Origin of the sequence: Escherichia sp. SCLE84, from assembly GCF_012584495.1 — a bacterium.
Taxonomy (GTDB): domain Bacteria; phylum Pseudomonadota; class Gammaproteobacteria; order Enterobacterales; family Enterobacteriaceae; genus ECMA0423.
Window position 1 is genome coordinate 4656480 of sequence record NZ_CP051430.1, and the last position, 14763, is coordinate 4671242.

16 protein-coding genes are annotated in these 14763 nt (G+C 53.6%); 11 read left to right on the top strand and 5 right to left on the bottom strand.

The genetic code is table 11. The annotated features are described in order from the left end of the window. Positions 1–9 precede the first annotated feature (9 nt). From eutB to eutR, 5 genes are read left to right on the top strand one after another with little or no spacing between them, the layout of a single operon-like run. Positions 10–1371 carry an ethanolamine ammonia-lyase subunit alpha gene (gene eutB, locus HGD79_RS22630; RefSeq protein ID WP_000769961.1) on the top strand — a complete coding sequence of 454 codons (1362 nt, stop codon included), beginning with the start codon at positions 10–12 and terminating at the stop codon, positions 1369–1371. Between the two features lie 20 nt (positions 1372–1391). Further along, entirely contained in the window at positions 1392–2279 is an 888-nt protein-coding gene (eutC, locus tag HGD79_RS22635) for an ethanolamine ammonia-lyase subunit beta (protein WP_000372364.1), read from the top strand. A gap of 9 nt (positions 2280–2288) precedes the next feature. Then, positions 2289–2948 carry an ethanolamine utilization microcompartment protein EutL gene (eutL, locus tag HGD79_RS22640; RefSeq protein ID WP_001111038.1) on the top strand — a complete coding sequence of 220 codons (660 nt, stop codon included), beginning with the start codon at positions 2289–2291 and terminating at the stop codon, positions 2946–2948. A 12-nt stretch (positions 2949–2960) separates the two neighbouring features. Beyond that, positions 2961–3461: an ethanolamine utilization microcompartment protein EutK gene (gene eutK / locus HGD79_RS22645; RefSeq protein ID WP_000606257.1), complete on the top strand. Its 501-nt coding sequence runs from the start codon at positions 2961–2963 to the stop codon at positions 3459–3461. A 45-nt stretch (positions 3462–3506) separates the two neighbouring features. Further along, a complete protein-coding gene (gene eutR, locus HGD79_RS22650) occupies positions 3507–4559 on the top strand; it encodes an HTH-type transcriptional regulator EutR (protein ID WP_000753700.1) in 1053 nt (350 codons plus the stop codon). 5 nt (positions 4560–4564) lie between these two features. On the opposite strand, the gene hemF is transcribed toward eutR, so the two are convergent. Continuing rightward, complete coding sequence (hemF, locus tag HGD79_RS22655) at positions 4565–5464, bottom strand: oxygen-dependent coproporphyrinogen oxidase (protein ID WP_000801367.1); 900 nt, start codon at positions 5462–5464, stop codon at positions 4565–4567. Between the two features lie 3 nt (positions 5465–5467). Further along, a complete protein-coding gene (gene amiA / locus HGD79_RS22660) occupies positions 5468–6337 on the bottom strand; it encodes an N-acetylmuramoyl-L-alanine amidase AmiA (protein WP_000102891.1) in 870 nt (289 codons plus the stop codon). Between the two features lie 213 nt (positions 6338–6550). Between amiA and HGD79_RS22665 the strand changes: the two genes are divergently transcribed. The 4 genes from HGD79_RS22665 to yfeX all read left to right on the top strand — a co-directional run bounded on the left by HGD79_RS22665 (position 6551) and on the right by yfeX (position 9043). After that, positions 6551–6976 (top strand): GNAT family acetyltransferase, encoded by a 426-nt coding sequence (locus HGD79_RS22665; protein ID WP_000406000.1) that lies wholly within the window; start codon positions 6551–6553, stop codon positions 6974–6976. Next, positions 6963–7412: a DUF2919 domain-containing protein gene (locus HGD79_RS22670; RefSeq protein ID WP_000842944.1), complete on the top strand. Its 450-nt coding sequence runs from the start codon at positions 6963–6965 to the stop codon at positions 7410–7412. Before HGD79_RS22665 ends, HGD79_RS22670 begins: the two co-directional genes overlap by 14 nt. A 60-nt stretch (positions 7413–7472) precedes the next feature. Continuing rightward, positions 7473–8048, top strand: coding sequence for an RpoE-regulated lipoprotein (locus tag HGD79_RS22675; protein ID WP_000838944.1), 576 nt, complete (start codon positions 7473–7475; stop codon positions 8046–8048). 95 nt (positions 8049–8143) lie between these two features. Further along, the gene (gene yfeX / locus HGD79_RS22680) at positions 8144–9043 is read left to right on the top strand and encodes a porphyrinogen peroxidase (protein ID WP_000084590.1); all 900 of its coding nucleotides are present in this window, start codon (positions 8144–8146) and stop codon (positions 9041–9043) included. 57 nt (positions 9044–9100) lie between these two features. On the opposite strand, the gene pbp4b is transcribed toward yfeX, so the two are convergent. The 3 genes from pbp4b to murQ are packed head-to-tail and all read right to left on the bottom strand — an operon-like array spanning position 9101 to position 12731. Then, positions 9101–10402 (bottom strand): penicillin binding protein PBP4B, encoded by a 1302-nt coding sequence (pbp4b, locus tag HGD79_RS22685; RefSeq protein WP_001299057.1) that lies wholly within the window; start codon positions 10400–10402, stop codon positions 9101–9103. 4 nt (positions 10403–10406) lie between these two features. After that, positions 10407–11831 (bottom strand): PTS N-acetylmuramic acid transporter subunit IIBC, encoded by a 1425-nt coding sequence (gene murP / locus HGD79_RS22690; protein ID WP_001040482.1) that lies wholly within the window; start codon positions 11829–11831, stop codon positions 10407–10409. A 3-nt stretch (positions 11832–11834) separates the two neighbouring features. Beyond that, positions 11835–12731: an N-acetylmuramic acid 6-phosphate etherase gene (gene murQ / locus HGD79_RS22695; protein ID WP_001175648.1), complete on the bottom strand. Its 897-nt coding sequence runs from the start codon at positions 12729–12731 to the stop codon at positions 11835–11837. Positions 12732–12894: 163 nt separating this feature from the next. Here murQ and murR point away from each other — a divergent pair, with 163 nt between their 5' ends. Then, a complete protein-coding gene (murR, locus tag HGD79_RS22700; RefSeq protein ID WP_168848509.1) occupies positions 12895–13752 on the top strand; it encodes an HTH-type transcriptional regulator MurR in 858 nt (285 codons plus the stop codon). Between the two features lie 128 nt (positions 13753–13880). After that, positions 13881–14672 (top strand): SDR family oxidoreductase UcpA, encoded by a 792-nt coding sequence (gene ucpA / locus HGD79_RS22705; RefSeq protein WP_000517431.1) that lies wholly within the window; start codon positions 13881–13883, stop codon positions 14670–14672. The last annotated feature ends 91 nt before the right edge of the window (positions 14673–14763 follow it).

The window sequence follows — 14763 nt, forward strand, 5'->3', positions numbered from 1 at the left end:
GAACGACTTATGAAACTAAAGACCACATTGTTCGGCAATGTATATCAGTTTAAGGATGTAAAAGAGGTGCTGGCTAAAGCCAACGAACTGCGTTCGGGGGATGTGCTGGCGGGCGTTGCAGCGGCAAGCTCACAGGAGCGCGTGGCGGCAAAGCAGGTGTTGTCGGAAATGACCGTAGCGGACATCCGCAATAATCCGGTGATTGCCTATGAAGATGACTGCGTGACGCGGCTGATTCAGGACGATGTTAACGAAACGGCCTACAACCAGATTAAAAACTGGAGCATCAGCGAACTGCGTGAGTATGTGCTGAGCGATGAAACCAGCGTGGACGACATTGCCTTTACCCGCAAAGGGCTGACCTCGGAAGTGGTCGCGGCGGTAGCGAAGATTTGCTCCAACGCGGACCTGATCTACGGCGCGAAGAAAATGCCGGTAATCAAAAAGGCCAATACCACCATTGGTATTCCGGGCACCTTCAGCGCCCGTTTGCAGCCGAACGATACCCGTGACGACGTGCAAAGTATCGCTGCGCAAATCTATGAAGGGCTTTCCTTTGGGGTGGGCGATGCGGTGATCGGCGTTAACCCGGTAACTGACGACGTGGAAAACTTAAGCCGCGTGTTGGACACCATTTACGGCGTGATCGACAAATTCAACATCCCAACTCAGGGCTGCGTACTGGCGCACGTCACCACCCAGATCGAAGCGATTCGTCGCGGCGCGCCTGGCGGACTGATTTTCCAGAGTATCTGTGGCAGCGAAAAAGGGCTGAAAGAGTTTGGCGTGGAACTGGCGATGCTCGACGAAGCGCGCGCAGTGGGTGCAGAGTTCAACCGTATCGCCGGGGAAAACTGCCTCTACTTCGAAACCGGACAAGGCTCTGCGCTATCCGCTGGCGCTAACTTCGGCGCTGACCAGGTGACGATGGAAGCACGTAACTATGGGCTGGCGCGTCATTACGATCCGTTTATCGTCAACACCGTGGTCGGCTTTATTGGGCCGGAGTATCTCTACAACGACCGCCAGATTATCCGTGCTGGCTTAGAAGATCACTTTATGGGCAAGCTGAGCGGCATCTCTATGGGCTGTGACTGCTGTTACACCAACCACGCTGACGCTGACCAGAACCTCAACGAAAACCTGATGATCCTGCTCGCCACCGCAGGCTGCAACTACATCATGGGGATGCCGCTGGGTGATGACATCATGCTCAACTACCAGACCACCGCATTCCACGATACCGCCACTGTGCGTCAGTTACTCAACCTGCGTCCGTCACCGGAGTTTGAACGCTGGCTGGAAAGCATGGGCATTATGGCAAACGGTCGCCTGACCAAACGGGCGGGCGATCCGTCACTGTTCTTCTGATGACGCGGAGATAACACATCATGGATCAAAAACAGATTGAAGAAATTGTACGCAGCGTGATGGCGTCAATGGGACAAACGGCCCCCGCGCCGTCAGAAGCAAAGTGCGCCACCACCAACTGTGCGGCACCGGTGACCTCGGAAAGCTGCGCGCTGGATTTAGGTTCTGCGGAAGCAAAAGCGTGGATTGGTGTTGAAAACCCGCATCGCGCAGACGTATTAACAGAACTGCGTCGCAGCACCGTGGCCCGCGTTTGTACCGGTCGTGCCGGTCCGCGTCCGCGTACGCAGGCGTTGCTGCGTTTCCTGGCCGATCACTCTCGTTCGAAAGATACCGTACTGAAAGAAGTGCCGGAAGAGTGGGTGAAAGCGCAGGGCTTGCTGGAAGTACGCTCCGAAATTAGCGACAAAAATCTCTACCTGACTCGCCCGGATATGGGCCGCCGCCTGTGTGCAGAAGCTGTTGAAGCGCTGAAAGCACAGTGTGTTGCTAATCCGGACGTACAGGTCGTTATTTCTGATGGCCTGTCAACTGATGCCATCACCGTGAACTACGAAGAGATCCTGCCGCCGCTGATGGCGGGCCTGAAACAGGCCGGGCTGAAAGTCGGCACGCCATTCTTTGTTCGTTATGGTCGCGTGAAGATTGAAGATCAGATCGGTGAGATCCTCGGCGCGAAAGTGGTGATCCTGCTGGTGGGGGAACGTCCGGGGTTAGGGCAGTCAGAAAGCCTCTCCTGCTACGCCGTTTACTCGCCGCGTATGGCGACCACCGTTGAGGCCGATCGCACCTGTATCTCTAACATTCACCAGGGCGGCACGCCGCCGGTTGAAGCCGCAGCCGTCATTGTGGATTTGGCGAAACGTATGCTGGAGCAGAAAGCATCCGGCATCAACATGACCCGATAAGGAGGCATCATGCCAGCTTTAGATTTGATTCGACCGTCGGTAACCGCCATGCGGGTGATTGCCTCCGTTAACGCTGAATTTGCGCGTGAACTAAAATTGCCGCCGCATATTCGTAGCCTCGGGCTGATTTCTGCCGATTCTGACGACGTCACCTACATTGCGGCTGACGAAGCGACCAAACAAGCGATGGTCGAAGTGGTATATGGTCGCTCGCTGTATGCGGGAGCGGCACACGGCCCGTCACCGACTGCCGGTGAAGTGCTGATTATGCTTGGTGGGCCAAACCCGGCGGAAGTGCGTGCCGGTCTGGATGCGATGGTTGCACATATTGAAAATGGCGCAGCTTTCCAGTGGGCCAATGACGCAGAAAACACCGCCTTCCTGGCACATGTAGTTTCGCGTACCGGTTCTTATCTCTCATCAACCGCCGGGATCACGCTTGGCGATCCGATGGCGTATCTGGTGGCACCGCCGCTGGAAGCGACCTACGGCATTGATGCAGCGTTGAAATCTGCCGACGTACAGCTGGTGACCTATGTCCCGCCACCGTCTGAAACCAACTACTCGGCAGCATTTTTAACCGGTAGCCAGGCCGCGTGTAAAGCAGCCTGTAACGCCTTTACCGATGCAGTGCTGGAAATCGCGCGTAATCCAATCCAGCGTGCGTAACGGAGGTTGCCGATGATCAATGCACTGGGATTGCTGGAAGTGGACGGCATGGTCGCCGCGATAGATGCAGCGGATGCCATGCTCAAAGCAGCTAACGTTCGTCTGCTCAGTCACGAAGTGCTTGACCCTGGTCGCTTAACGCTGGTGGTGGAAGGCGATCTGGCGGCGTGTCGTGCGGCGCTGGACGCAGGTTGTGCTGCCGCGATGCGTACCGGGCGTGTCATCAGCCGCAAGGAGATCGGTCGGCCAGACGATGACACCCAGTGGCTGGTTACTGGCTTTAACCGCCAGCCGAAGCAACCCGTAAGGGAACCCGACGCGCCAGTTATCGTCGCGGAATCTGCTGACGAGTTGTTGGCGCTGTTAACATCAGTACGTCAGGGAATGACGGCAGGAGAAGTGGCTGCCCACTTTGGCTGGCCGCTGGAAAAAGCCAGAAATGCGCTCGAACAGCTCTTTTCTGCCGGGACGTTACGTAAACGCAGTAGTCGTTATCGTCTCAAGCCCCATTAACCTGTCGGAGGTGCCGGGTGTCCTACAACACCCGGCATTAACATCATGAAAAAGACCCGTACAGCCAATTTGCACCATCTTTATCATGAACCCTTACCCGAAAACCTGAAGCTCACGCCGAAGGTCGAAGTGGATAATGTTCATCAACGACAGACAACGGATGTCTATGAACATGCTTTAACGATTACCGCCTGGCAGCAGATTTACGATCAGCTGCATCCGGGCAAGTTTCATGGTGAATTTACGGAAATTCTACTCGATGATATTCAGGTTTTTCGTGAATACACCGGTCTGGCGCTGCGTCAGTCGTGCCTGGTCTGGCCGAACTCGTTCTGGTTTGGCATTCCGGCGACGCGCGGTGAGCAGGGATTTATCGGTTCGCAATGTCTGGGAAGCGCGGAAATCGCCACCCGCCCTGGTGGCACTGAATTTGAACTGAGCACGCCGGATGATTACACGATCCTGGGCGTGGTGCTTTCTGAAGATGTCATCACCCGGCAGGCTAACTTTTTGCATAACCCGGATCGGGTATTACATATGCTGCGTAGCCAGTCGGCGCTGGAAGTGAAAGAGCAGCATAAAGCCGCGCTGTGGGGCTTTGTCCAACAGGCGCTGGCGACGTTTTGCGAGAACCCGGAAAATCTCCATCAGCCTGCAGTGCGAAAAGTGCTGGGGGATAATTTGCTAATGGCGATGGGGGCGATGCTGGAAGACGCGCAACCAATGGTGACGGCGGAAAGCATCAGTCATCAGAGTTACCGTAGATTACTTTCCCGCGCCCGTGAATATGTGCTGGAAAATATGTCTGAGCCGGTGACGGTGCTGGACTTGTGTAATCAACTGCATGTCAGTCGCCGCACGCTACAAAACGCGTTTCACGCTATTTTAGGCATTGGCCCAAACGCGTGGCTGAAACGCATTCGCCTGAACGCCGTACGCCGCGAACTGATAAGCCCGTGGTCGCAAAGCACAACGGTAAAAGACGCCGCCATGCAGTGGGGATTCTGGCATCTGGGGCAATTTGCCACGGATTACCAGCAGCTGTTTGCCGAGAAGCCGTCGTTGACGTTGCATCAGCGGATGCGGGAATGGGGGTGAGGGAGTTACACCCAATCCCTGACCTTAATAAACTCACTTAACGCCGCTTCTGGGCTGCCATCTTTTGGCTGATAATCATACTCCCAGCGTACCAGTGGCGGCATTGACATCAGGATCGACTCGGTGCGCCCGCCAGTTTGCAGGCCAAACAGAGTGCCGCGATCCCAGACCAGATTGAACTCGACATAACGACCGCGACGGTAGAGCTGAAAATTGCGCTCGCGCTCGCCGTAGGCCATCGCTTTACGTCGCTCTACAATTGGTAAATAAGCGTCGGTGTAGCCTTTGCCTACCGCCTGCATAAAGGCAAAACAGTGGTCGAAATCTGGCGTGTTCAGATCATCAAAGAACAGCCCGCCAATACCGCGCTGTTCGTTGCGATGTTTGAGGTAGAAGTAATCGTCGCACCACTTTTTGTAACGGGGATAAACGTCTTCACCAAATGGCAGGCACAGGTCACGGGCGGTGCGGTGCCAGTGAATGGCGTCTTCTTCAAAACCATAGAAAGGGGTTAAATCGAAGCCGCCGCCAAACCACCAGACGGGCTCTGCACCCGGTTTTTCGGCAATAAAAAAACGCACATTCGCGTGGCTGGTGGGAACATACGGGTTATGCGGATGCACTACCAGTGAAACGCCCATCGCCTCGAAACTGCGCCCGGCAAGTTCCGGGCGATGAGCGGTGGCGGAAGCTGGCATCGCCTCGCCGTGGACGTGAGAAAAGTTGACGCCTGCCTGTTCGAAAACACCACCATTACGCAACACCCGACTACGCCCGCCGCCGCCAGCTTCGCGCTGCCAACTATCTTCGACAAATTCTGCGCCATCGACGGCGGTCAGCTGCTGACAAATCGTATCCTGAAGGTTGAGCAGAAACTGTTTAACCTGGTGTGCGTCGGGTTTCATAACTTATCGCTTTTTCGAATGTGCTTTCTGGTTGTCGAACCAGTGGAAATAACTGATCACGCCTTCAGCAATCGCTGTGGCGATTTTCTGACGAAACGCCGCCGTGCCTAACAGCCGCTCTTCTTCCGGGTTGGTGATAAACGAGGTTTCCACCAGCACCGAAGGAACCGACGGCGATTTCAACACCACAAACGCGGCTTGTTCGGTGTTGCGGCTGTGCAGTTTATGCACCGGCTTAATCTTTTTCAGAATATGCGAGCCGAGCGTCAGGCTGTTTTTAATAGTATCGGTTTGCACCAGATCAAACAGCACTTGCTGCAATAGGTGATCCTTGTCAGTCGCCTTTTTACCGGCAACTTCATCGGCGCGGTTTTCGCGTTCAGACAGGTATTTCGCCATTGCGCTACTTGCCCCACGGTTAGAGAGGGCAAATACCGAAGCACCGGCAGCTTTCGGGTTGGTAAAGCCATCGGCATGAATTGACATAAACAGATCTGCGCCATGTTTATGGGCGATTTCAACGCGATCGTAAAGTGGGATAAACGTATCGCCAGAACGCGTTAAACGCGCATCAATCCCATGATTACGCAAAATGGAACGGACGTTTTTAGCAATCGCCAGCACCACATGTTTTTCTTTCGAACCGTTGCGTCCGATCGCTCCGGTATCAATTCCTCCGTGGCCTGGATCGAGAACAACGACACGTTTGCCGCCAGATTTTTTGGCTTTCGGCTTGCTGTGTCCGTTGCTGGTTTTTAAAGGTTCGTCTTTGGCGATGGCTTGCGACATTCCTGACAACGTCAGGGCAGCCAAACCGGCTTTCAGCACCTGGCGGCGCGAAGTGAGTGTTTTTAGTGGTTTAAAAGTGCTCATACGGCCTGAGTTGTAATAATAAAGTTCCAGATGTTATATCGTATCGCGTAATCCGTTACGACGGTTTGATGTTGAGAATTGTTTTACTTTTCATTTCAATAGTTGACAACTCCCCATTATGCCACTTTTTCAACCGATTTTCGTCAGATATTGGCTAATTCGACCGTTCACGCCATAATCAGCCTTTTAACCCGCAAAAAGGTAACGAATACCATGGAGATACGCGTATTTCGCCAGGAAGATTTCGAAGAGGTCATCACCCTTTGGGAGCGTTGCGACTTGCTGCGTCCGTGGAACGATCCGGAAATGGACATCGAGCGTAAGATGAACCATGACGTCAGTTTGTTTCTGGTCGCTGAGGTAAACGGTGAAGTGGTCGGAACGGTGATGGGCGGTTATGACGGGCATCGCGGGTCTGCTTATTATCTTGGCGTGCATCCAGAGTTTCGTGGGCGTGGGATTGCCAATGCGTTGCTTAATCGGCTGGAGAAAAAGCTGATTGCTCGTGGCTGCCCGAAAATTCAGATCAATGTGCCGGAAGATAACGACATGGTGCTCGGAATGTATGAACGCCTGGGATATGAACACGCCGACGTGCTGAGTCTGGGTAAGCGTTTGATTGAAGATGAAGAGTACTGAGTTCCATCCTGTCCATTATGATGCGCACGGACGCCTGCGTTTACCCTTGCTCTTCTGGCTTGTGCTATTGCTTCAGGCGCGAACCTGGGTGCTGTTTGTCATTGCCGGTGCGTCGCGTGAGCAGGGTACTGCGCTGCTAAATCTGTTTTATCCCGATCACGATAATTTCTGGCTGGGGCTGATTCCTGGCATTCCGGCGGTGCTGGCGTTTTTGTTGAGCGGTCGGCGGGCTACGTTTCCTCGCACCTGGCGTGTACTCTATTTTCTGTTGCTGTTGGCGCAGGTGGTTTTACTTTGCTGGCAACCGTGGCTGTGGCTGAACGGTGAATCCGTTAGCGGTATCGGTCTGGCGCTGGTAGTGGCGGATATTGTGGCGTTAATCTGGCTGCTGACCAATCGACGTTTACGCGCTTGTTTTAATGAAGTAAAAGAATAACGGCACTTTTTGGTGAATTTGCACTCCAAGCAACGTTATTGAATAACCAAAGGAAGTGACATGAAATCGCTGCGTTTAATGTTATGCGCTATGCCATTGATGCTGACCGGCTGTTCCACGATGTCGTCAGTTAACTGGTCTGCCGCTAACCCGTGGAACTGGTTTGGGTCGTCCACCAAAGTGAGCGAGCAGGGCGTTGGTGAATTAACGGCGTCCACACCACTGCAAGAACAAGCCATTGCCGATGCGCTTGATGGCGATTATCGCCTGCGCAGCGGAATGAAAACCGCGAACGGCAACGTGGTGCGCTTTTTTGAAGTGATGAAGGGCGACAACGTGGCGATGGTGATTAACGGCGATCAAGGCACGATCAGTCGCATTGACGTGCTGGATAGCGATATTCCTGCTGACACCGGTGTTAAAATCGGTACACCGTTTAGCGACCTTTACAGCAAAGCATTTGGCAATTGCCAAAAAGCTGATGGTGATGATAACCGTGCCGTCGAATGTAAAGCCGAAGGCAGTCAACATATTAGCTACCAGTTCAGCGGGGAATGGCGTGGTCCTGAAGGGTTAATGCCTTCGGACGATACCCTGAAAAACTGGAAAGTCAGTAAAATTATCTGGCGGCGTTAATTTGCGTCTGAACAAACCGCCGCCGCGAAAAAACACGTAAAATAGCGCTCAACAATGCCACGGATTGCGTGGCATTCTTATTTTCAGGAGGAACAATGTCTCAGGTTCAGAGTGGCATTTTGCCAGAACATTGCCGCGCGGCGATTTGGATCGAAGCTAACGTGAAAGGGGAAGTTGACGCCCTGCGTGCGGCCAGTAAAACATTTGCCGACAAACTGGCAACTTTTGAAGCGAAATTCCCGGACGCGCATCTTGGTGCGGTGGTTGCCTTTGGTAACAACACCTGGCGCGCTCTGAGCGGCGGCGTTGGGGCTGAAGAGCTGAAAGATTTTCCGGGCTACGGTAAAGGCCTTGCGCCGACGACCCAGTTCGATGTGTTGATCCACATTCTTTCTCTGCGTCACGACGTGAACTTCTCTGTCGCTCAGGCGGCGATGGAAGCGTTTGGTGACTGCATTGAAGTGAAAGAAGAGATCCACGGCTTCCGTTGGGTTGAAGAGCGTGACCTGAGCGGCTTTGTTGACGGTACAGAAAACCCGGCGGGTGAAGAGACGCGTCGCGAAGTGGCGGTTATCAAAGACGGCGTGGATGCGGGCGGCAGCTATGTGTTTGTGCAGCGTTGGGAGCACAATCTGAAGCAGCTCAACCGGATGAGCGTTCACGATCAGGAGATGATGATCGGGCGCACCAAAGAGGCCAACGAAGAGATTGACGGCGACGAACGTCCGGAAACCTCTCACCTGACCCGCGTTGATCTGAAAGAAGATGGCAAAGGACTGAAGATTGTTCGCCAGAGCCTGCCGTACGGCACCGCCAGTGGCACTCACGGTCTGTACTTCTGCGCCTACTGCGCGCGTCTGCATAACATTGAGCAGCAACTGCTGAGCATGTTTGGCGATACCGATGGCAAGCGTGATGCGATGTTACGTTTCACCAAACCGGTCACTGGCGGCTATTACTTCGCGCCGTCGCTGGACAAGTTGATGGCGCTGTAAGCGTTTCTGATTCGATGATGAAAGGCCAGGCAGTAACATTACTGACTGGCCTTTTTATTACTGCTTTAACGCCGCATATACCTGATCAACCACCCAACCATAAGTTGCAATTGGCAACTGACCGCTTTCGAACATATTGGGATTCTTTTGCGGATCGGCAACCGGTGAATGTGGCTTGTTACTTAACATCACAATCGCCATATGATTCACCGGATCGATAACGGTCACCGTTCCGGTCCAGCCAGTGTGACCGTAGGTTTGCGGGCTTGCCAGCGTGCCAAACGTCGGCGTCATGGTGGCATTACCATTCACGCGCCAGCCGAGGCCAAAAGTGGCATCTTCCTTAGAGCTGGTGGTGAACATCTTCACCGTTTCCGCACTGAACAGCTGCACATCGCCATAGCCCCCGCCGTTCAGCATCGTTTGCATTAACACCGCAATATCGCCGGTATTGGAAAACAAACCTGCGTGCCCGGAAACGCCGCCCATCGAATAAAAGGCTTTTTCATCGTGCACCTGACCCCAGAGAGTGGAGGTGCGGATATTCGGGAAATGGATCACGCCATCGCGGGTATTGCCGTTCAATTCCGTGGCGGCAATTTGTTGCGGTTTAAAGCCTTTCAGCAGCGGGTTAAATACCGTATGTGTCAGGCCGAGCGGGCGATAAATCGACTCTTCAACATAGCGGTCAAGCGGCTGACCGGTGACCGACTCGACGATAAATCCAAGCAGCATATAATCGACATCACTGTAAATATGCTTGCTGCCGGGCTGATACTCTAGCGGCGTGCGCTTGATCATCTCCAGCGTCTGGCCTTTATCCTGGGAATATAACGCGCCCGCGACCGCTTTATTCGGGTATTGCGGATCTGCCGGGAAACCGCCGCTGTGATGCAGCAGGTCAGAAATCCGCAGGGTGTTTTTGCCTTTAATGGTGTCATTTGGACTATCGGCAAACCCCGGAATATATTTCGCAATCCGATCGTCAGGATGCAGTTTGCCTTCGCTCATCAGCTTTTGCAGGGCGAAGTTCGTGGCGTACATTTTGGTGTTTGAGGCCAGGTCATACAGCGTCCCGGTGGTGGCTTTGACAGGCTGTTCCATCAACACGCTGCCATCGTACTTTTTCGCCGCTCCCCAGGCTTTGCGATACACAATCTGATTATCTTTAATGATCAGCAGGTTTACGCCGGGATAACCGGCGTCCACTTGCTGGCTAATCCAGCGATCCATCTGGTTAAGCCGTTCGACGTTGAACCCTGCTTTCTCTGGCGAACTTTCTGTCAGAACAGGGTATTTTGCGGCGCTGACGCTACAACTAACAGCCAGCAGAGAAAGATAGAGCATTGTCCGTTTCATGATATCAGTCCAGATTGACGTTACGGCAGCCAAAGAGCGTGGTGAAAATAAACCCGCAAACCCATGCCACCAGAATCCCGCCAGCATAAACCGCCATTGCCGGAAGGATGCCTTGTGCGGAAGTCATCAGCGGCAGCGCCACCAGACCAGACGGCCCAAAGGCGCTGTTTAAGCCCATCGGCAGACCCCACCAGGCTATCAGGCCGATAAACAAACCGCCCGCTGCGCCGCCTAAACAGGCGGTAATAAACGGTTTCATGCGGGGCAGGGTGACGCCGTAAATCAACGGTTCACCAACGCCCAGCAGACCGGGAATAATCGCCCCGCGTACCTGACTGCGTAATGCACTGTGCGGTTGCGCCCGCCAGTAGAGTGCCAGCGCCGCGCCCACCTGGCCCGCGCCTGCCATTGAAAGGATGGGAAATAAGCTGTTGAATCCCTGGCTGTCCATTAACGCGAGGTAAACAGGAATAAAGCCCTGATGCACGCCAAATACCACGGCGATCAGGAACAGCCCGGCTAAAACCGCACAACCGAACGGATTACTGTTCAGGTGCATAAACAGCCATGACATACCTTCGAATAACCAGCCACCCAGCGGCATAATGATCAGGTACGCAAGCGTAGCGGTGATCAGCAGGGTGATTAACGAGGTCAGCAGCATGTCGAGATCGTCCGGCATAAAGCGGCGCACCATGCCTTCAATGCGGGCGCAGGCCCACGCGGCAATCAGCACGCCGATAATATTGCCGCGCGGATCGATGGGCAGACCAAAGAAATCGTGAAAACCGGCGTAGTAACCGGTGGTTGCAGCGGGGTTATAACCGAGCAAAAAGAGTGCGGCAATAATTGCGCCATTGACGCCCGTGCCGCCAAATGCCTGGGCGGCGTTATAGCCCACCAGAATCACCAGGAAAGTGAACAAACCTTTGCTGAACACCTTCATAAAATTCAGCGCGTCGGGTAGCGTGCCCTGAGCATCTGCCGGAACGTGCATCACCGTGGCAATTAACGTCGCTATCCCCAGCAGCAGACCGGCGGCAATAAAACCGGGGATCAGCGGCGTGAAGATGGTGGCGAATTTGGCGAGAAATTGTTGCACGCCGGAGGTTTGTTTGGCTTTTAACTGACGTTTGTTCTGGGCGGCGATTTCTGCGGCATCCTGTACCGGTGCCTCGCCCAGCAGCTCGCTCATCGCTTTTGCGGCACGATGCGCTTTACCAGGCCCAAAAACGACCTGCACCTGGTCGCTGGTCAAAATGACGCCCTTCACGCCTTCCAGCGTTTTGATATTGGGATCAACCAGTGAACTGTCATGTACACCCAGACGCAGGCGCGTCATACAGTTACCACAACTGGCGATATTTCCCGGTCCGCCGACACGGGTAAGAATGGTGTTCAGAAGTTCACTGCTGATCTCTTTGGCCATGGGTTATTCCTTGTCTAAAACCTGACGAATAAAGCCGCCGTGTTGATCCAGGCGTTTTTTAGCTTCTGCGGCATCGAGATTTTTCAGCACCATCACAATGGCCGTTTTACAGTTGCGCTCGCAGGCAATTAACGCCGCTTCCGCTTGTTCGGCATTACATCCGGTGGCGTTTTTAACGATATTGACCTGGCGCACATGCAGTTTTTCGTTGGTGGCGACCACATCGACCATCAGGTTGCCGAACACTTTGCCAGATTTAATCATCAGCCCGGTGGAAAGCATATTGAGCACCAGTTTCTGCGCTGTGCCTGCTTTCATTCGCGAAGAACCAGTGACCACTTCGGCACCTACAATCGGTGTAATGGCAAACTCGGCGGTGGTGGAAACGGCACTCCCCGGATTACAGGAAATTCCCACTGTGCGGCAGCCGAGCTGGCGTGCGTATTCCAGTCCGGCAATCACATACGGCGTGCGACCGCTGGCAGCAATGCCAACCACCACATCCTGTGCCGTTAAATTAATATTTTTCAGATCGTTAACACCACCTTCCCGGCTATCTTCAGCGCCTTCCACCGCGTGCTGAATGGCATATTCGCCTCCAGCAATCAAACCAACCACCAGACCCGGTTTCACGCCGTAGGTGGGCGGACATTCGCTGGCATCCAGAATCCCCAGACGACCGGATGTTCCCGCACCGAGATAAATCAGACGACCGCCGCCGCTGACCTGGGCGTGGATAACATCGATCGCCGCGGCGATATCCGGCAGGACGCGCTCAACGGCAAGCGGTACGGTTTTATCTTCATCGTTGATAATCCGGCACATTTCCAGCGTCGATACGCGGTCAATTTCAGCCGAGGCGGTGTTCGAGCCTTCAGTAATCATCTTTTCTAGTTGCATCGGTGGTGACCTTACTATTTACGATCAAATAATTGCAGATGTATGGAATCATATATCCCGAATTGACAGACTTAAAGGAATCATTGAGTCTACACTCGCAGAGTGTGAAGAGCGTCATAAGAACTTAAGCGGAATTTATGCTGCCAGCCCAGGAGAGTGGAAGATGTTGTACCTGACGAAAATAAGCAATGCGGGGAGTGAATTCACCGAAAACGAGCAAAAAATCGCTGACTTTCTGCAGGCCAACGTGAGTGAGCTGCAATCCGTTTCTTCACGGCAGATGGCGAAACAGCTCGGCATTAGCCAGTCGAGCATAGTGAAATTTGCCCAAAAACTCGGCGCGCAAGGATTTACTGAATTGCGTATGGCGTTAATAGGCGAATACAGTGCCTGCCGGGAGAAAACGAATGCCACGGCGCTGCACCTGCACAGTTCGATTACCAGTGATGATTCGCTGGAAGTGATTGCCCGCAAATTGAATCGCGAAAAAGAGCTGGCGCTGGAGCAAACCTGTGCGTTGTTCGACTACGCGCGGCTGCAAAAAATCATTGAGGTCATCAGTAAAGCACCGTTTATCCAGATAACGGGCCTGGGCGGATCGGCGCTGGTGGGGCGCGATCTGTCGTTCAAACTGATGAAAATTGGCTATCGCGTGGCCTGCGAAGCCGACACGCACGTACAAGCCACCGTTTCCCAGGCGTTGAAAAAAGGCGATGTACAAATCGCTATCTCTTACAGCGGCAGTAAAAAAGAGATTGTCTTATGCGCAGAAGCGGCACGAAAGCAGGGGGCAACGGTGATTGCCATTACTTCTCTGGCTGATTCTCCGCTGCGGCGGCTGGCGCATTTCACGCTCGATACCGTTTCCGGTGAAACCGAATGGCGTAGCTCGTCGATGTCTACCCGCACGGCGCAAAATTCTGTTACCGATTTACTGTTTGTTGGTCTTGTGCAACTCAATGATGTGGAGTCATTGAAAATGATTCAGCGCAGCAGTGAGCTAACACAACGCCTGAAATGATGCATAAAGCAGCGACTGGATTGAGATTTTCCTGAATTAGTGAGCTGATCCGCAGCAATATTTTGTTTATCCTGTATTTTCAGAGGGAATGGAGTGTAACGCTCTGTATTAACAAGGAGAGCATTAAAATGGGTAAACTCACGGGCAAGACAGCACTGATTACGGGCGCATTGCAGGGAATTGGCGAAGGAATTGCCAGAACTTTTGCGCGTCATGGCGCAAACCTAATCTTGCTGGATATCTCCCCTGAGATCGAAAAGCTGGCGGACGAACTGTGTGGTCGTGGTCATCGCTGTACGGCGGTTGTCGCCGATGTGCGTGACCCGGCGTCGGTAGCCGCAGCTATCAAACGCGCGAAGGAAAAAGAAGGGCGCATTGATATCCTGGTGAATAACGCAGGCGTTTGTCGTCTGGGCAGTTTCCTCGATATGAGCGATGACGATCGCGATTTCCATATTGACATCAATATTAAAGGCGTATGGAACGTCACGAAGGCGGTGCTGCCGGAGATGATTGCCCGCAAAGATGGTCGCATTGTGATGATGTCTTCGGTCACTGGCGATATGGTGGCCGATCCTGGCGAAACGGCGTACGCCTTAACGAAAGCGGCGATTGTTGGCCTGACAAAATCGCTGGCGGTGGAGTACGCGCAGTCTGGTATTCGCGTTAACGCCATTTGCCCGGGATACGTGCGCACACCAATGGCGGAAAGCATTGCCCGCCAGTCGAACCCGGAAGATCCAGAGTCGGTGCTGACTGAAATGGCGAAAGCAATCCCGATGCGTCGCCTCGCCGATCCGCTGGAAGTCGGCGAACTGGCGGCCTTCCTCGCATCGGATGAATCCAGCTATTTAACCGGTACACAGAATGTGATTGATGGCGGCAGCACACTGCCGGAGACGGTTAGCGTCGGTATCTGATTCACCTCTGTTTCCTCCCTGCATGTGTGGGGAGGATTTCGTTTTAAACCCGGTTCTTATTCCCTTTTCAACTTCCAAATCACCAAACGGT

What these genes read in the sequence shown, in the direction of transcription:
- eutR (WP_000753700.1), top strand. Translation starts at nt 3,507, where the DNA reads ATGAAAAAGACCCGTACAGCCAATTTGCACCATCTTTATCATGAACCC.
- yfeX (WP_000084590.1), top strand. Translation starts at nt 8,144, where the DNA reads ATGTCTCAGGTTCAGAGTGGCATTTTGCCAGAACATTGCCGCGCGGCG.
- eutL (WP_001111038.1), top strand. Translation starts at nt 2,289, where the DNA reads ATGCCAGCTTTAGATTTGATTCGACCGTCGGTAACCGCCATGCGGGTG.
- pbp4b (WP_001299057.1), bottom strand. Translation starts at nt 10,402, where the DNA reads ATGAAACGGACAATGCTCTATCTTTCTCTGCTGGCTGTTAGTTGTAGC.
- murR (WP_168848509.1), top strand. Translation starts at nt 12,895, where the DNA reads ATGTTGTACCTGACGAAAATAAGCAATGCGGGGAGTGAATTCACCGAA.
- HGD79_RS22665 (WP_000406000.1), top strand. Translation starts at nt 6,551, where the DNA reads ATGGAGATACGCGTATTTCGCCAGGAAGATTTCGAAGAGGTCATCACC.
- amiA (WP_000102891.1), bottom strand. Translation starts at nt 6,337, where the DNA reads ATGAGCACTTTTAAACCACTAAAAACACTCACTTCGCGCCGCCAGGTG.
- eutK (WP_000606257.1), top strand. Translation starts at nt 2,961, where the DNA reads ATGATCAATGCACTGGGATTGCTGGAAGTGGACGGCATGGTCGCCGCG.
- HGD79_RS22675 (WP_000838944.1), top strand. Translation starts at nt 7,473, where the DNA reads ATGAAATCGCTGCGTTTAATGTTATGCGCTATGCCATTGATGCTGACC.
- hemF (WP_000801367.1), bottom strand. Translation starts at nt 5,464, where the DNA reads ATGAAACCCGACGCACACCAGGTTAAACAGTTTCTGCTCAACCTTCAG.
- eutC (WP_000372364.1), top strand. Translation starts at nt 1,392, where the DNA reads ATGGATCAAAAACAGATTGAAGAAATTGTACGCAGCGTGATGGCGTCA.
- HGD79_RS22670 (WP_000842944.1), top strand. Translation starts at nt 6,963, where the DNA reads ATGAAGAGTACTGAGTTCCATCCTGTCCATTATGATGCGCACGGACGC.
- murQ (WP_001175648.1), bottom strand. Translation starts at nt 12,731, where the DNA reads ATGCAACTAGAAAAGATGATTACTGAAGGCTCGAACACCGCCTCGGCT.
- eutB (WP_000769961.1), top strand. Translation starts at nt 10, where the DNA reads ATGAAACTAAAGACCACATTGTTCGGCAATGTATATCAGTTTAAGGAT.
- murP (WP_001040482.1), bottom strand. Translation starts at nt 11,831, where the DNA reads ATGGCCAAAGAGATCAGCAGTGAACTTCTGAACACCATTCTTACCCGT.
- ucpA (WP_000517431.1), top strand. Translation starts at nt 13,881, where the DNA reads ATGGGTAAACTCACGGGCAAGACAGCACTGATTACGGGCGCATTGCAG.